The sequence below is a fragment of the Bradyrhizobium sp. CCGB12 genome (assembly GCF_024199845.1).
Lineage (GTDB): Bacteria > Pseudomonadota > Alphaproteobacteria > Rhizobiales > Xanthobacteraceae > Bradyrhizobium.
The window spans coordinates 1,105,262-1,119,886 of the sequence record NZ_JANADO010000001.1 but is presented as its reverse complement, the minus strand read 5'-3'; the positions used below and the strand labels follow the sequence as shown (position 1 = coordinate 1,119,886).

Below are 14,625 nucleotides of genomic sequence, written 5' to 3'. Positions count from 1 at the left end.
CTCGGCGCCGGAGAGCAGCGGCGGGACACTGATCTTGCCGGAGGTGCCCTGGTTGACGCCGAGCGCGTTCGTGCGGCGGCAGGCGTCGATGATCGCCTGTCTCTTGTCGAGCTCGTCCGCTGTCATCGACATCTTGATTTTTTCTCGGCTTCTTGGCGATGGACGTTTGTCAGGGGGGAGTACGTCAAAGCAATGCCGCAGTGCAAGCGAAAGCGACCCGATCATGTGCCGTCTTGCTGACAGATCCGCGATTCCTCGAAATAGACCGTAGAATCAATAAATTACCAGATTGTCGCACTCTTACGACAGGCTCGCCCGGACGGCCGCAAATCCGTTGATCACGAACTGCACCGAATAGGCGGCGAGTAGCATGCCGAGCACGCGCGAGAGTACGGCATTTCCGGTGCGTCCGAGGGTGCGGGCGATCAGGTGAGCTGAGACGAAGCACAGCATGCAGAGCAGGCACACCGAGATCACCACCGCGATGATGATCGCGAGCCTCGCCCCATAGCCGGCATCGCCCGCCAGCAGCAGCGTGGTCGCGATCGCGCCGGGGCCAGCCATCATGGGAATGGCCAGTGGAAACACCGCGACATCGGAGGCGTGCTCCGATGTGGCCTTGTCGGCCTCCCGAGCCTCGCGATGCGGACGGTCGCCGAAGATCATCTGGTACGAGACGCCGAACAGCAGCAGCCCGCCGGCGATCTGGAAGGCGGGGATGCCGATCCCGAGCTGGCGGAGCAGCCAGTTTCCGACCAGCGCGATCACGACCAGGATCGAGGCGGCGATCAGCGGCGCCCGCAACGCGATCGTCCGCTTGACCTTGTCGGGCATGCCGCCGGTGGCGGCCAGGAAGGCCGGCGCGAGGCCGACGGGATCGACCACCAGCAGCAGCGTCACGAAGGCCGACAGTGTGAAGTCGATCATGTCTCGGTGGGCTCCTTGGACGCAGGAACGATGGCTGGCGGACTGACTTAGCCCGGCAGAGCCGTTTTGCAAATCATCGGAGACGATCAATGAGCGACAGTGGAATCGGAATGCTGCTCGGCCAGCTCTCGGCCAACCTGCTCTGGCTCTGGTTCATCGGCGCTTTCCTGCTCGGCGCGGCCCTCGCCTATGGCGTGATGAAGGCCGGGCACCTGCGGCGCGCCGAACGTGCGCAGCTCGACCGCAACACCGAGGCGCGGCAACGCCAGGAAGATCCCTACAAGCGTCCGACCTGAGCGTCGCTGCGAGCGCCAATGGTAGTTTGGAACTTTCGTTCTCCAAGCCGCTTTGATCGCCTGAGGATCGAGGAAGGAGACGCCTTCCCGTGTCGCCTCAAGAGGAGGATGTATGGCTAAACGAGCGAAGAAACGCACAACCAAGAAGACCGCGGCGCGCCGCCCGCGTCAGGCGCCGAAGATGCTCAGCGACCTGTTTCTGGAAACGCTGAAGGACATCTATTTCGCCGAGAACAAGATCATCAAGACGCTGCCCAAGATGGCCAAGGCCGCACACTCGAAGGATCTAGCAGCGGCCTTCAACAAGCATCTGCGCGAGACGCAGGGCCAGGTCAAACGGCTTGACCAGATCTTCAGGATGCTGGGCAAGCCCGCGCGCGGCAAGCCCTGTGAGGCGATCAACGGTATCACCGACGAGGGCGCCGAGATCATGAAGGAGTTCAAGAACGCGCCTGCCCTCGACGCCGGCCTGCTCGCCGCGGCGCAGGCGGTCGAGCACTACGAGATATCCCGCTACGGCACGCTGCGCACCTGGGCCGAGGAGCTCGGCATGGAGGACGCCGCAAGGCTGCTTCAGGAGACGCTGGACGAGGAAGAGGCGACCGATCACGCGCTGACTGAGCTCGCGACCTCCGTGATCAACCTCGAAGCGGAAGACGAGTACCGCGCCGCGGCCTGATGCCGTGCGTGAGGTGAATTGTTGCTGGCGGCGCCGCGGAACATGTCCGCGGCGCCGATGCGTTGGGCTGCAAGGCCTGCTCCGGTTGAGGCAGGCATGTCCTGGATGTACGCTGGATTTCCGGGGAACCGCCCCCATATCCTCGCTTTCCAACCGCAGCGCCTTGCCCGAGTCTTGCCATGCAACCCAAAAATCCCCTCGACTGGATGCTGTCCGAAGCCCTGGACCAGCTGACCCGCGCCGAACGGCTGCGCCAGCAGTTCGGCCGCCAGGAAGCCTGCTGGGAGCCGCCGATCGACGTGCTCGAGACCGAGCATGAGCTCCTGATCCTGGTCGCGCTCCCCGGCGTCAATCCTGACAATGTCGAGACGGTGATCCATGACGGCGTGCTCGTCATCTCCGGCCAGCGCACCCTTCCGCCGGAGCTTCGCAACGCCCGCATCCACCGGCTCGAGCTGCCGCAGGGGCGTTTTGAGCGCCGCATTGCATTGCCCATTGGCCGCTACGCCATCAGCCGCTTCGTGATGGACGGCTGCGTCGCACTGCGCCTCGCCAAATCCTGAGGTCGATCATGGCCACCGAACAGAACGCACAGACCAATTCTACAGAGTCCGACGTGAAGATCCCCGAAGACGCACTGATCATCATCCCCGTGCGCGAGATGGTGCTGTTTCCCGGCGCCATCGCGCCGATCGCGATCGGCCGGGCGAAGTCCATCGCCGCGGCACAGCAGGCGCTGCGCGAGCAGCGGCCGGTCGGCATCGTCCTGCAGCGCAGCCCCGAGATCGAGGAGCCCGGGCCGGACGACCTCTATCGTGTTGCGACCATCGCCAATATCGTGCGCTACATCACGGCACCCGACGGCACCCATCACATCGTCTGCCAGGGCGTGCAGCGTGCGCGCATCCTCGACTTCCTGCCGGGGACGCCGTTCCTGGCCGCGCGCTTCCAGCAGATTCCTGAGCCGACCACGACCTCGCCCGAAATCGAGGCCCGCGCGCTGAACCTGCAGCGCCAGGCCATCGAGGCGATCGAGCTGCTGCCGCAGGCACCGCCCGAGCTGGTGGCGATGTTCCAGAGCACCAGCGCGCCCGGCGCGCTGGCTGACCTCGCGACCTCGTTCATGGACATCAAGCCGCAGGACAAGCAGGAGGTGCTGGAGACCATCGACCTCGCCTTGCGCGTCGAGAAGGTGTCGAAGCACCTGGCCGAACGGCTGGAGGTGCTGCGCATCTCCAACGAAATCGGCCAGAAGACCAAGGCCTCTTTCGACGAGCGGCAGCGCGAGGCGATCCTGCGCGAGCAGATGGCGACCATTCAGCGCCAGCTCGGCGAAGGCGACGGCAAGGCGGCCGAGGTCGCCGAGCTGACGGCTGCGATCGCCAAGGCCAACATGCCGCCCGAGGCGGACGCGCACGCCAAGAAGGAGCTGCGCCGCTACGAACGCATGCCCGAGGCCGCCGGAGAAGCCGGCATGGTCCGCACCTATCTCGACTGGCTGATCGAGCTGCCCTGGGCGCTGCCCGCGGAGAAGCCGATCGACATCAAGGAGGCGCGCCGTATCCTCGATGCCGATCATTTCGGCCTGGAGAAGATCAAGGGCCGGATCATCGAATATCTGGCGGTGCGCAAGCTCGCCCCGCAGGGCAAGGCCCCGATCCTGTGCTTCGTCGGCCCGCCCGGCGTCGGCAAAACCTCGCTCGGCCAGTCCATCGCACGCGCGATGGATCGCCCCTTCGTGCGCGTGAGCCTGGGCGGGGTGCATGACGAGGCCGAGATCCGCGGTCACCGGCGTACCTATATCGGCGCCCTGCCCGGCAACATCATCCAGGGCATCAAGAAGGCTGGCGCGAGGAACTGCGTCATGATGCTGGACGAGATCGACAAGATGGGCCGCGGCGTGCAGGGCGACCCCTCCGCCGCGATGCTGGAGGTGCTCGACCCCGAGCAGAACGGGACGTTCCGGGACAACTACCTGGGCGTGCCCTTCGACCTGTCGCGCGTGGTGTTCATTGCGACCGCCAACATGCTGGACCAGATCCCGGGCCCGCTGTTGGACCGCATGGAGCTGATCAGCCTCGCCGGCTATACCGAGGACGAAAAGCTGGAGATCGCGCGGCGCTATCTGGTGCGGCGACAGCTCGAGGCCAACGGCCTCTCGGCCGAGCAGGCCGAGATCGATCCGGAAGCGCTGAAGCTGATCGTCAAGGGCTACACCCGCGAGGCCGGCGTCCGTAACCTCGAGCGTGAGATCGGCAAGGTGTTCCGCCATGCCGCGGTGCAGGTCGCCGAAGGCACGGTCGCCAAGGTCGTGGTGAGCCCAAATGACATCGCCACCGTGCTCGGCCAGCCGCGTTTCGAAGGCGAGATCGCGCAGCGCACCAGCATTCCGGGCGTGGCTACCGGCCTTGCCTGGACGCCTGTTGGCGGCGACATCCTCTTCATCGAGGCCTCACGCGTACCTGGCAGGGGCAGCATGATCCTGACCGGCCAGCTCGGCGATGTTATGCGCGAGAGCGTGCAGGCTGCGCTGACGCTGGTGAAGAGCAAAGCCACGCAGCTCGGCATCGATCCCCAGCTGTTCGAGAAGAGCGACATCCACGTTCACGTGCCGGCGGGTGCGACCCCGAAGGACGGACCGAGCGCGGGCGTTGCCATGTTCACGGCGCTGACGTCACTGCTCACCAATCGCACGGTGCGCAGCGACACCGCGATGACCGGCGAGATCTCGCTGCGCGGCCTGGTGCTGCCGGTCGGCGGCATCAAGGAAAAGGTGGTGGCCGCGGCCGCTGCCGGCTTGAAACGGGTGATGCTGCCGGCGCGCAACAAGCGGGACTACGACGACATCCCGCAGAGCGCGCGGGACAGCCTCGAATTCATCTGGCTGGAGCGCGTCGACGAGGCCATCGCCGCCGCGCTCGAGCCGGCTGACGCCAAGGTCGAAGCGGCGGAGTGAGGCGATGAAGAAACTGCTGGAAAGAGCGAAGCGATCACGGAAAACGCAGCGGCTGCGCCAGCTGCTCGATCGCGCCATCGACCGGATGCGCGATGCGCTCGCAGGACCCGGGCCGCGGCTTCAGCCGGTCCCGGTCCGGGTGAAGCGCCGCAAGGGTTGAGCCCTCCGTCTCAGGCCCTCGCGGCAACTCCAAACAAAAGGCCCCCTCCGACCGAGGGGGCCTTTGCGTTGTTAGCCCACGGCGTCCTTGGCCGCCTTGACCGGGCGAGCGCGGACGATCTTCCGGGCCGGCTTGGCCTTGAACATCATCTCTTCACCCGTGAACGGGTTGGTGCCCTTGCGCGCCTTGGTGGCGGGCTTCTTGATGACCACGAACTTGGCGAAGCCCGGCACCAGGAACAGGCCGTTCTTCTTGAGCTCCTTGTGGCCGACGTCCGTCAGCGTCTCCATGACGTTCTTGACGTCGCGCTTGGAAAGCTCGGTGGCGGTCGCAATCTTTTCGATCAACTGCGATTTGGAAAGTTGGGTCGGCATCGTGTCTCCTCTGATTCGTTGCCGGTTGCATATTAGACCAACCGGCGAAGGCCTATAGCCTTCTGCACAGTTTTGTCGCGGTTTTACGGGCTTTTTTGGCCCTCTGAGGCAAAAAACCCTGCTTTTTAGCTACTTCCGGAGCGGAAGGAGCCTCAGGCAGCGGTTTTTGCCTTGTTTCAAAGGCCCGCAAGCCACCTTGCTAAAGCTGATTCGATGCTTTCGACAAGCGACCACCGGCCTCTTTGCCGGAGGAGGAGTGCGATTCACCCTGAAAAATAAGGGTTAGATCGCCGTGTTGCGGCGTCTCCGCTGCTCTCTCACCCTGTTCTTACGCGGGGCGCGACGAGCTTCGGTCGCGCTAGATACGCTCGATGATGATTGCCGGCGCCATGCCGCCGGCCGCGCACATGGTGACGAGACCGCGCTTGAGGTCGCGCCGTTCGAGCTCGTCGAGCACGGTGCCGATCAGGATCGAGCCGGTCGCACCGATGGGATGGCCGAGCGCGATCGAGCCGCCATTGACGTTGACCTTGGCGCGGTCGAGCCTGAGGTCGCGGATGTATTTCTCCGCAACCACCGCAAAGGCTTCGTTGATCTCGAACAGGTCGATGTCGTCGATACTCAAGGCCGCCTTCGCCAGCACCTTGCGCGTCGCCGGCACCGGCGCGTTCAGCATCAGGGTCGGCGAGTCCCCCATGTTCGCCATCGCCACCACGCGGGCGCGCGGCTTGAGGCCATGCGCCCTGGCGTAGGCCGGCGAGGCCAGCAGGATCGCGGCGGCACCATCGACGACGCCGGATGAATTGCCGGCGTGGTGTACGAAGTCGATCTTCAGGTCCGGGTACTTCTGCAGGATCAGGCCGCGATAGGTCGTCCCCTTGTCGTCGAGCGCATAGTCGGCGATGGCGGGGAACGCCGGCTTCAGGCTGCTGAGACCTTCGATCGTGGTCTGCGGGCGCGGATATTCTTCATGGTCGAGCGCGAGGCTGCCGTCCTCGCGGTGGACGGGGACAAGGCTCTTCTTGAAGTGACCGTTCGCCATCGCATGCGCCGCGCGCTTCTGGCTCTCCAGACCGAGCGCGTCGACGTCCTGACGCGTGATGCCTTCCAGCGTCGCGATCGCGTCCGCACAGACGCCCTGATGCGACTGCGGATGCCTGGCGCGCAGACGCAGGTTTCCGCTGTCCATCATCATCGGACCGCCGCCGCGGCGTCCCTCCATCGACATCATCTCGCAGCCGCCGGCAATGACGAGGTCTTCGGCGCCTGCCATGATCGAGCTTGCGGCCATGTTGAGGCTGGTGATGCCCGAGCCGCAGAAGCGGTCGAGCGTCACCGCGCTGGCGCGCACGTCGTAACCGGCATCGAGCGCCGACATGCGCCCGAGATCGCCGCCTTGCGTTGCCACCTGCGCGCTGCAGCCCCAGACGATGTCGTCGACGTCGGCGGTATTGATGCCGGTGCGGTCGGCGAGCGCGCGCAGCACGGTTGCACCGAGCTGCTGCGGATGAATGCCCGAGAGTGCTCCCTTACCGGCCTTGCCGACGCCGCGCGGGGTCCGGCAAGCATCGATGATCAGCGCGTCAGCCATGAGCGTTATCCTCTTGTTCATGGGTGTTGAGGGCGTTGTGAATCAGGGAGAGAGGGGAGTCAATGCGCGGTGCTGCACTCCCTCTCCCCGTTCTTACGGGGAGAGGGTTGGGGTGAGGGGCTGCCTCGGCAAGAACGGTGACAGACGGGCTCGCGGAGACTCCCCCTCACCCGGATTTTCCGCTGCGCGTAAAATCCGGCCTCTCCCCGCAGGCGGGGAGAGGCGAAGACATCACACCCCCGCCGCGTTGTTCGCGATCACGTTGCGGTAGAAGCTGGCGCTGAGCTTGGGCGTGCGGACCTGGGTGTCGAAATTGACGTGGTAGAGCCCGAAGCGCTTGCTCAGCCCGTAGATCCATTCGAAATTGTCCATCAGGCTCCAGAGGAAATAGCCGCGCACCGGCACGCCTTCGGCGGTGGCGCGCTGGAGCTGGGCGAGATAGTTGCGCAGATACATGATGCGGTCGGTGTCGTAGATCTTGCCGTCGGGCGTGACGACGTCGTCGCCGGAGGTGCCGTTCTCGCTGATATAGATCGCGTCGGTCTTCCAGATCTTTGCCGCAAGCTTCGGCACCCAGTAGATCGTTTCGGGGCCGACGCGCAGCCAGTCCGAATTCATGTGCGGGAACGATTTCGGAATCGGCAGCGGCATGAAGCCCGCGCCCTGGTCGGAGGCCACCACGTAATTCTGCGGCGCGTAGATGTTGAGGCCGAGGAAATCGACCGGCGAGGAGATGATCTTCAGCTCCGCATCGGTGTATTTCGGCGCATTGGGCCCGGCGAATTTCAGGAAGGCGTCGGTGTACTGACCCGTCATGATGACGTTGAGATAGCCGGCATTCATCTCGCGCAGCGCGATCTCCGCGGCGCGGACGTTCTCCGGCGTGTCGATCGCGGGCGCGCAGGCATCGATGTTCTCGGCCGGGCCCACCCTGGTGCCGTGGCGGCCATGGGCGCGCACCGCCTGCACGGCAAGCCCGTGCGCGAGCGCGCTGTTGTGCCTGATCTGGTTGACCTCGGCCTGCGGCAGTGTGACGCCCGGGGCGTCGATGCCGATGCCGTAACCGAAATAGACGAAGCGGCCGCTCTCATTCAGAGTGAACACGTTCTTGACCCGATCGGTCAGGTGCTCGGCGACATAGGCCGCGTAGTCACCGAAGATCTTGCAGGTCTCGGTCGAGCGCCAGCCGCCAAATCGGTCCTGGAGCGATTGCGGCAGATCCCAATGATAGAGCGTCAGCCACGGCGCGATGCCGTTCTTGAGGAGTTCGTCGACCAGGCGGTTGTAGAAGTCGAGCCCTTTCGGATTGGGCTTGCCGTCGCCATCCGGAAACACCCGCGGCCAGGCCACCGAGAAGCGGTAGGCCTTGCAACCGAGCTCCCTGATGAGCGCGATGTCCTCCCTGTAGCGGTGATAATGCTCATTGGCGCGGTCGCCTGTGGTGCCATCCTCGATCTTGCCGAGGATGCGCACGAACTTGTCCCAGATCGAGGCCCCTCGCCCGTCCTCGGTGACGGCACCCTCGACCTGATAGGACGAGGTCGCGGTGCCCCAGACGAAGCCCGCCGGAAAGCCGCTTCCGCCGCGCGGCGGTGCCGGCTTGACCTCGACGGCCTCAAGGGGACTCGCAATTCCGGCTGCGGACAATCCCGCCAGCTTGGCAAACTGGCGACGCGAGACCTTGTCCGACATTGATGCTGCTCCACTTCTCTTTGTTTCGGGATGGCACAATGAACAGTTCCAACAGGTTTGAGAAGCGGGTGCGGGAGGACCCAGCTCCGGCAAACCTGAACGGCGTGGCAGGCGCAATGCCGCCCCTCTTCCTGCGCAGGATGAACTCTTTTCGGGTTCAGAGAGTGCGTGTTAGGGCCGACCTGCTCCGACTGAACCGACCACAATCTGCATCAACCACGCGATGCCGGCGTCTCTCATCGCCGCCTTGGTAGCGATGACTTGGATCGTATCCGGCTTGCGTGCGAAGGGCAGCTCGACAAACACCAACCCGAAACGACCTGCTTGGTGCTCCACCAATCGGCGCGGCAATGCTGCGATCAGTTCAGACCCTGAAAGCTGGACAAGCGCCATCATGAAATTCGGGACAGTCAAGGCGATGCGGCGCTCGAGGCCGCGCTTGGCCAACATCTCATCGACGAAACCGCGCGCCTCACCGCTGAGCGACACCAGCAGGTGTTGTGATTGCGAGAACACGGCGCGGGTCGGCGCTTTTGCCAAGGGATGTCCCTTGCGCATGGCCAGCACGAAGTCCTCGTCGTAGAGCCTGCGCGCCTCGAATCGCGCTGACACCGTCGGCAGCGGCAGCATTGCGACGTCGAGCTCGCGTCTTTCGAGCATGTCGAGGCTTTGCTGCCAGGGCTCTCCGATCGCGCCACCGGGCGGCGCAGGCATCAGGTGTATCAGCCCGATGTCAATGTGCGGTGCCGAGGACGCGATCGATCGCAAGAGTTGAACGGTTGTCGAGACCAGTACGGCGTCGGGGGCGCCAATCGTGAACCGACGGCTGCTTTTCTTGGGATCGAATGGTGCAGCCGAGCCGATCAACTGTTCCACGCGCGCGATGATCTCGGCCACCGGTTCTCCCAGCGCCAAGGCCCGCTCCGTTGGAACGACGCCCTTCGGTGTCCGCAGAAACAGCGGGTCGTTCAGCAGAAGACGAAGCCGGCCAAGCGCATGGCTGACAGCCGACGGCGTCAGGCTCAGCCGAGCGGCCGCGCGCGCGACGTGACGTTCTTCCAGAACCACACGGAAGAGCACCAGGAGATTCAGATCGATCCTGGATAGATCAATTTGGTTCAGCATGTTGCTGAAATCATATCGCTGGATTCATCAAGATCAAGGTCTCATGGATTGGGCTCGTCGTTCGATCAGGAGCTGTGAAATGACCAAGAGACCGCCCGGAGTGAACAAGTGGCCAGGCACGCAGGACAAGATGTCGCGGCGCTCGATGATGGCCGCGACGGCTGCAATTTCACTGTCCGTCCAGGTTTCGGCCGATGCGGCGGCTGGCAACGACGAGATTGCCAGCCTCATTGAACGCGCTCGCGAGAAAAATGCCGCCTTCATGCGTGGTGACATGGCTCGCTGGTTCCAGCTCGTCCGCATTGCGCCGGATTTCACGCTGATGCAGCCCTTCGGCGGGCCCGCAAGTCGCGGCTTCGACGCTAGCCCAAAGCGCTTGGCTGACCTATCGCGATACTTCAGGGAAGGCGAAACCGAGCTTGAGGTTTTGCAAACCTATGCATCCAACGCGCTCGTCGTTCTCGTCATGGTCGAGCGCCAGCGGGCCGAGGTGGGTGGATTGGCGGCTCAAGACTGGTCGCTGCGCGTTACTGAAGTCTACCGCAAGGACGACACGGATTGGCAGCTCGTGCACCGTCACGCCGATCCACTGGTCCGAAGCATTACCTTGCAACAAGCGGCGATACTCGCCCGGGGCTGGCTGGAAGGAAAATAACGCCCCTCGCCCCGCCGGAGCAGCCGGCCAGTTGCCTCAGAACGTCATCCGCGGCGCGCTCAGCGCGAGCGCTTCGGCAACTTGGGCAGCTTGTCGGGATCGAACACTGGAACCTGCTCGGCTCGTTCGCGCGCCGGCTGCTGCTGCTCGGTCAGAATGAGCGTACCATGGAGGATCATGCCCGGCACCTGTACTGCCGTCGCGGTGTAAGTCGCGATCTTGCCGGGGCAGTTTCCCTCGATGTCCAGCGTGAGCTCATCATCGACGCCGAACACAGTCGCGCGTCCGTCGGTATGACGCTTCGTCGACACGGTCGCGGTGAAGCGATCTCCATCGATCTTGCAGGAGCCGTGATACGTCATCAGGCTGTCGCAGCCCCAGATTTGTCCGTCTGCGACATGGACGATGCCGGTACCCTGGTCGAGCGGCGTGTTGTACCAGGCCGCGTAGGTGCCGTCCTTCAGCATGGGAGCAGTCTCCCCTAGCTTCCCTCGCAGATAATCCGCATGATCAGCGCTAAGAAACTGTTAATCACGGGGCCCGTGCCAATCCGGACTATTCCTCCGCAGCTCGGCTTCGAGCTCCTCGATGATGCTGTGAAGCAGACACGCGGCAAGCGGATCTGTCACTTCCCGCTCCAAATGCCTGTAACGCGCGATCTGGAATTCCTGCTCTCTCAACTGGTGCTCTGTCATCGGACGGGCCCTCCGACAAATCGACGCAGCAACAGCCGGGCAGTTTCGTTAGAATTTTCGGATCATTTGCTATGGTTTCCGACCGGTTAAAGGCAACGCCGCACCAAGCTTCGCGCGCGGATTGTCGGCTTTCAGCGGTGCTCGTTCCGCAAGATGGATCTTGACCATTCGATTGCAGGCCGCACCAGCAGCCATCCTCGCAACCCAAGAACCTTCTTGCCGGTGAGAAACCACCAACGACGCGTTCTTTGAACGCTCGGATCAAAGCTCACCGCAAGTTTGGAAAGGCGTGCCGAGCTTTCCATTGCTCCTTCGTTGAAGGCAACGCTAGCGCAGCCGATCGCCTCGAGTGCCAACTTGTGGTTCAACCGGGCACGAAGATCATCAACGTTGGTCAGCCCAGTGCCGCTACCATTCAGGAAATGCTCAATCGCCGCCTTGCGCTGGAGCAGGTCCTGCTCCCGCGAAATCCCAGCCGACATGTTGGCCGCGTGCCATCGATACACGGCCTGATCAGCGGCAATGACGCCGACGTCGCCATTTGCAGCGAGCCGCAACCACATTTCCATGTCGGAGGCGTAGGGTAAGTCAGCCAAATAGCCGCCCAGTTCTTTCTGCAGGCTCGCGCGGACCACTACTGTTGGCGACAGCACGATGTTTTTTGCGCCGTTGAGCGCAATGAACTCGAGTCCGGACAAAACGTGGGTTCGGAACCCCACACCTATTCTTTGGCGCGAAAACTTCCCCAGTCGATCAAGGACAACTCCGCCTCCGTAGGTGAAGGCGACAGAAGGATGATCGTCCATCAGATCGGCCGATCTCTTGAGGGCACCGGGCAGGAGGTAATCGTCGGCAGAGAGCAGAAGCATATAGTCGGCACTCGCCCAGGCGATGCCTTCATTGGCGGTAGCGATGAGACCCTGATTCGAGGCGTGCCTGCGGCAATCGACGCGGGGATCGGACCGCACCAACTCCCGCGCAACTTCCGCTGTATTGTCCGGCGAGGCATCATCGATGATAAGCACGCGCAATTCGGGGCCGGATTGCGTCAAAACGCTTTCGACACACCCTCGCAGGAAGTGCCCGTACCGGAAGCAGGGAACTACAATGTCTACGGAGCTCATCTCTTGTCTCCACAGACCACCGCAAACAGCGCTGAGCCCACCCTAGCACGTCAGAGCCCGTGAGCCGGTGATATTTGGGTGAGAACCGCTTGGGGTGTTGTCGTCTTGAAAATGACCAGTCCCATTGACCAAGGAAGTCGTCTTGACCGATGTCCCAAGCACCATTGAGAACGCCTCGAAGCACGTTGCGCGCCACAAGGAAAAGATCGTCGGCCCGAAGCGACCACCTCGCGCGGCGTGTTGTACCAAGCCGCGTACGTGTCGTCCGCGTTTCGAACGCTGGCTCTCCCCCGCTTGGCTTCTGCTCCTCGCTACTTCTTTTTCACCGACCCGAAATCCGGCTGCCAAGCGGCTTCCTTCCGGCTCGGCGCCGCTGCGATCACCTTGGCCTTTTCCTTCTTCGGCTTCTTGGCTTCGCGATTGCCACGTTGCTGGCCCTTCGCCATGTCGCTCTCCTTTGGTGGTTTGAGTTCGTCGAGTTCGTTCGACTGCAGAATCCGTCCACGCGGGGTGCAGACCCTCACGTCCATGTAGCCTTCGCGCAGCAGCTTCCGTGCGAGCCGCAGCGCGACTGTCGCACTGCCGCGGCCGAGATTCGAGCTCCCGTATTCGTTGGTCCCACTGACCAGATACGGCACCCGGGTTGCCCTAGCCATTGAGGATGGCGGCTCCGCACACGAGAAGCAGTAGAAACAATGGAACGATCACCGGCGGCACGATCCATTCCGAGATGCGAACACGCGACATCGAATGCTCCTGCGAGGCCTTCGGCGGGAGCACACGTGACCCTCAGCCACCGGTCGAAGCCGTTGAGATGTGCGGTGATGGCAGCGAGCCTAAGCCTGTGCCGAGCCAATAGCGAGCGTTAAATGCCGCGCGGGCGATGGCTCCGCTGTGACATCTTCGTTTGCCGGCCGGGCCCGATAGTACTGGCTATTGCGGCGCGAAGGGCGCATGGTCGCGACAGCCAGCATCGGTTGGGGCTTCACTTGCGAAAGGCGTGCATGACCATCCGCTCGCGGCGAGAAACCGTCCACTTCAAGCGTCCGTTCCGCATCCGCCGCATCGAGCGCCTGTTGCCGGCCGGCGCCTACGAGGTCGTTACAGACGAGGAGACGATCGAGGGCCTGACCTTCTCGGCCTATCGCCGCGTTGCCACGATGATCACCGTGCCCGCCGAAGGTGCGTGCGGCGTGCTGTCGATCGGCTCGGTCGATCTTGCGAACGCGCAAGCCGCGGACGCGAGCGCCACCAATGACTGACCACCCGGTCGATCTCGACAAGCATCGCGGCATGGCCGCGCAGAAGGCCACCGACCTGCGCCGCGCCTTGGCTGACGTCGAGGCCAATCTCCGCGAGTTGCGCGAGCGCGAAGCCAATCTCGAAAACCGCATGATGACGGTGCCCGCCGCGTCCTGGCCGGAGGCGGCAGTGAAGGCACGCTATCTGCTCAACCTCTATGCTGCGACCCTGCCCGGCGAGGATACGCGCCATCGCGCTCTGGTGGCAGCACTGTTCGACGATTTCGCCCGGCTGTCGGGGGAGGGCTGAGGCGAACGACGGCCGCCTGCATTCTCGACACGTGCCATGCTCGGCGCGACCGGAAAGCGGGCGGCCCCTCGCGGCGATGATTGGAGGCGCGATCGTGCCGGATCGCAACCACGCAACGGAGCAAGCCATGACCTTGACCAGCGGCCGCTTTATCAGCCACGAATACGACCGGATGATCGTCCGGTTCTCAATGCATGACGGTGCCAGGGAGATTTCTTGCGCGATCTCTACGTCCGCGATGGACTATCTCGAGCGCGGACCACAAGTCAGGCCCGAGCAGCGGGAAGCCCAGTTCACCCGCCTGCGGGATCGCATCGAAGCTCGAGCGGCCAGCAAGTATCGCGCGACAGAGTTCGAGGGCACGCCGCCGGGCATCGTGCTGCGAGGCATCGATTTCAGACAATAGCTCGACGGCATGCACCTCAATGACGGCGCTCTCTATTCCGCCCGTGCCTTGATCTCCGGCAACGGAGGCTTGCGCTCAAACGGTTTCTTTTTCGGCGGCGCAGGCAGCAGTCCTTCCCGGATCGCCTGCTTCCGGGCGAGCTTGCGAGCCCGGCGAATAGCCTCGGATTTCTCGCGGGTCTTTCTCTCGGACGGCTTTTCGTAGGAACGCCGCTGCTTCATTTCCCGGAAGACGCCCTCGCGCTGCATCTTCTTCTTGAGCACACGGAGTGCCTGCTCAACATTGTTGTCTCTGACAAGTACGTGCAATTGATCCACCTCGCTGGGGGCTGCGAATGCGACACGTCCTGCTGGCAGCCAATTGCGCAGGAGCTTCATTGCGATTTTTGAAGACA

The 14,625-nt window shown here is 63.4% G+C and carries 18 protein-coding genes and 1 pseudogene; 9 read left to right on the top strand and 10 right to left on the bottom strand.

Going from position 1 to position 14,625, the window contains the following annotated elements:
- Positions 1 to 24: 24 nt before the first annotated feature.
- Both NLM27_RS05215 and NLM27_RS05210 read right to left on the bottom strand, forming a co-directional pair.
- A pseudogene (locus NLM27_RS05215) lies at positions 25 to 132 on the bottom strand (class II aldolase); the annotation flags it as partial.
- 168 nt (positions 133 to 300) lie between these two features.
- Positions 301 to 927, bottom strand: a complete 627-nt coding sequence (locus NLM27_RS05210) for a MarC family protein (protein WP_254142325.1) — start codon at positions 925 to 927, stop codon at positions 301 to 303.
- An 89-nt stretch (positions 928 to 1,016) separates the two neighbouring features.
- On the opposite strand from NLM27_RS05210, the gene NLM27_RS05205 reads away from it, so the two are divergent.
- From NLM27_RS05205 to NLM27_RS05185, 5 genes are all read left to right on the top strand, one after another.
- The gene (locus NLM27_RS05205; RefSeq protein WP_254142324.1) at positions 1,017 to 1,223 is read left to right on the top strand and encodes a hypothetical protein; all 207 of its coding nucleotides are present in this window, start codon (positions 1,017 to 1,019) and stop codon (positions 1,221 to 1,223) included.
- Between the two features lie 112 nt (positions 1,224 to 1,335).
- Entirely contained in the window at positions 1,336 to 1,902 is a 567-nt protein-coding gene (locus NLM27_RS05200) for a ferritin-like domain-containing protein (protein WP_254142323.1), read from the top strand.
- A 179-nt stretch (positions 1,903 to 2,081) separates the two neighbouring features.
- A complete protein-coding gene (locus tag NLM27_RS05195) occupies positions 2,082 to 2,465 on the top strand; it encodes an Hsp20/alpha crystallin family protein (protein ID WP_254142322.1) in 384 nt (127 codons plus the stop codon).
- An 8-nt stretch (positions 2,466 to 2,473) separates the two neighbouring features.
- Positions 2,474 to 4,858 carry an endopeptidase La gene (gene lon, locus NLM27_RS05190; protein ID WP_254142321.1) on the top strand — a complete coding sequence of 795 codons (2,385 nt, stop codon included), beginning with the start codon at positions 2,474 to 2,476 and terminating at the stop codon, positions 4,856 to 4,858.
- A gap of 4 nt (positions 4,859 to 4,862) precedes the next feature.
- Positions 4,863 to 5,018, top strand: a complete 156-nt coding sequence (locus NLM27_RS05185; RefSeq protein ID WP_254142320.1) for a hypothetical protein — start codon at positions 4,863 to 4,865, stop codon at positions 5,016 to 5,018.
- A gap of 71 nt (positions 5,019 to 5,089) precedes the next feature.
- Here the strand turns inward: NLM27_RS05185 and NLM27_RS05180 are convergent, their stop codons facing one another.
- The 4 genes from NLM27_RS05180 to NLM27_RS05165 form a co-directional block, all read right to left on the bottom strand.
- Entirely contained in the window at positions 5,090 to 5,392 is a 303-nt protein-coding gene (locus NLM27_RS05180) for an HU family DNA-binding protein (RefSeq protein ID WP_166814805.1), read from the bottom strand.
- Between the two features lie 358 nt (positions 5,393 to 5,750).
- Positions 5,751 to 6,983, bottom strand: coding sequence for an acetyl-CoA C-acetyltransferase (locus tag NLM27_RS05175; protein WP_254142319.1), 1,233 nt, complete (start codon positions 6,981 to 6,983; stop codon positions 5,751 to 5,753).
- A gap of 231 nt (positions 6,984 to 7,214) precedes the next feature.
- Positions 7,215 to 8,675 (bottom strand): GH1 family beta-glucosidase, encoded by a 1,461-nt coding sequence (locus NLM27_RS05170; RefSeq protein WP_254142318.1) that lies wholly within the window; start codon positions 8,673 to 8,675, stop codon positions 7,215 to 7,217.
- A gap of 171 nt (positions 8,676 to 8,846) precedes the next feature.
- Positions 8,847 to 9,800: a LysR family transcriptional regulator gene (locus tag NLM27_RS05165; RefSeq protein ID WP_254142317.1), complete on the bottom strand. Its 954-nt coding sequence runs from the start codon at positions 9,798 to 9,800 to the stop codon at positions 8,847 to 8,849.
- A gap of 79 nt (positions 9,801 to 9,879) precedes the next feature.
- On the opposite strand from NLM27_RS05165, the gene NLM27_RS05160 reads away from it, so the two are divergent.
- Entirely contained in the window at positions 9,880 to 10,455 is a 576-nt protein-coding gene (locus NLM27_RS05160) for a nuclear transport factor 2 family protein (protein WP_254142316.1), read from the top strand.
- Positions 10,456 to 10,514: 59 nt separating this feature from the next.
- Here the strand turns inward: NLM27_RS05160 and NLM27_RS05155 are convergent, their stop codons facing one another.
- The 3 genes from NLM27_RS05155 to NLM27_RS05145 form a co-directional block, all read right to left on the bottom strand.
- Positions 10,515 to 10,922 (bottom strand): hypothetical protein, encoded by a 408-nt coding sequence (locus NLM27_RS05155; protein WP_254142315.1) that lies wholly within the window; start codon positions 10,920 to 10,922, stop codon positions 10,515 to 10,517.
- 359 nt (positions 10,923 to 11,281) lie between these two features.
- On the bottom strand, positions 11,282 to 12,274 hold the full coding sequence (locus NLM27_RS05150) for a glycosyltransferase (RefSeq protein WP_254142314.1): 993 nt from the start codon (positions 12,272 to 12,274) through the stop codon (positions 11,282 to 11,284).
- Positions 12,275 to 12,585: 311 nt separating this feature from the next.
- On the bottom strand, positions 12,586 to 12,930 hold the full coding sequence (locus NLM27_RS05145; protein WP_254142313.1) for a hypothetical protein: 345 nt from the start codon (positions 12,928 to 12,930) through the stop codon (positions 12,586 to 12,588).
- A 348-nt stretch (positions 12,931 to 13,278) separates the two neighbouring features.
- On the opposite strand from NLM27_RS05145, the gene NLM27_RS05140 reads away from it, so the two are divergent.
- From NLM27_RS05140 to NLM27_RS05130, 3 genes are all read left to right on the top strand, one after another.
- Entirely contained in the window at positions 13,279 to 13,536 is a 258-nt protein-coding gene (locus tag NLM27_RS05140) for a hypothetical protein (protein WP_254142312.1), read from the top strand.
- On the top strand, positions 13,529 to 13,825 hold the full coding sequence (locus tag NLM27_RS05135; RefSeq protein WP_254142311.1) for a hypothetical protein: 297 nt from the start codon (positions 13,529 to 13,531) through the stop codon (positions 13,823 to 13,825). Before NLM27_RS05140 ends, NLM27_RS05135 begins: the two co-directional genes overlap by 8 nt.
- Positions 13,826 to 13,952: 127 nt before the next feature.
- On the top strand, positions 13,953 to 14,231 hold the full coding sequence (locus NLM27_RS05130; RefSeq protein WP_254142310.1) for a DUF1488 domain-containing protein: 279 nt from the start codon (positions 13,953 to 13,955) through the stop codon (positions 14,229 to 14,231).
- A gap of 32 nt (positions 14,232 to 14,263) precedes the next feature.
- Here NLM27_RS05130 and rpsU read toward each other — a convergent pair whose 3' ends face one another.
- Positions 14,264 to 14,539: a 30S ribosomal protein S21 gene (rpsU, locus tag NLM27_RS05125; protein ID WP_027572522.1), complete on the bottom strand. Its 276-nt coding sequence runs from the start codon at positions 14,537 to 14,539 to the stop codon at positions 14,264 to 14,266.
- Between the last annotated feature and the right edge of the window lie 86 nt (positions 14,540 to 14,625).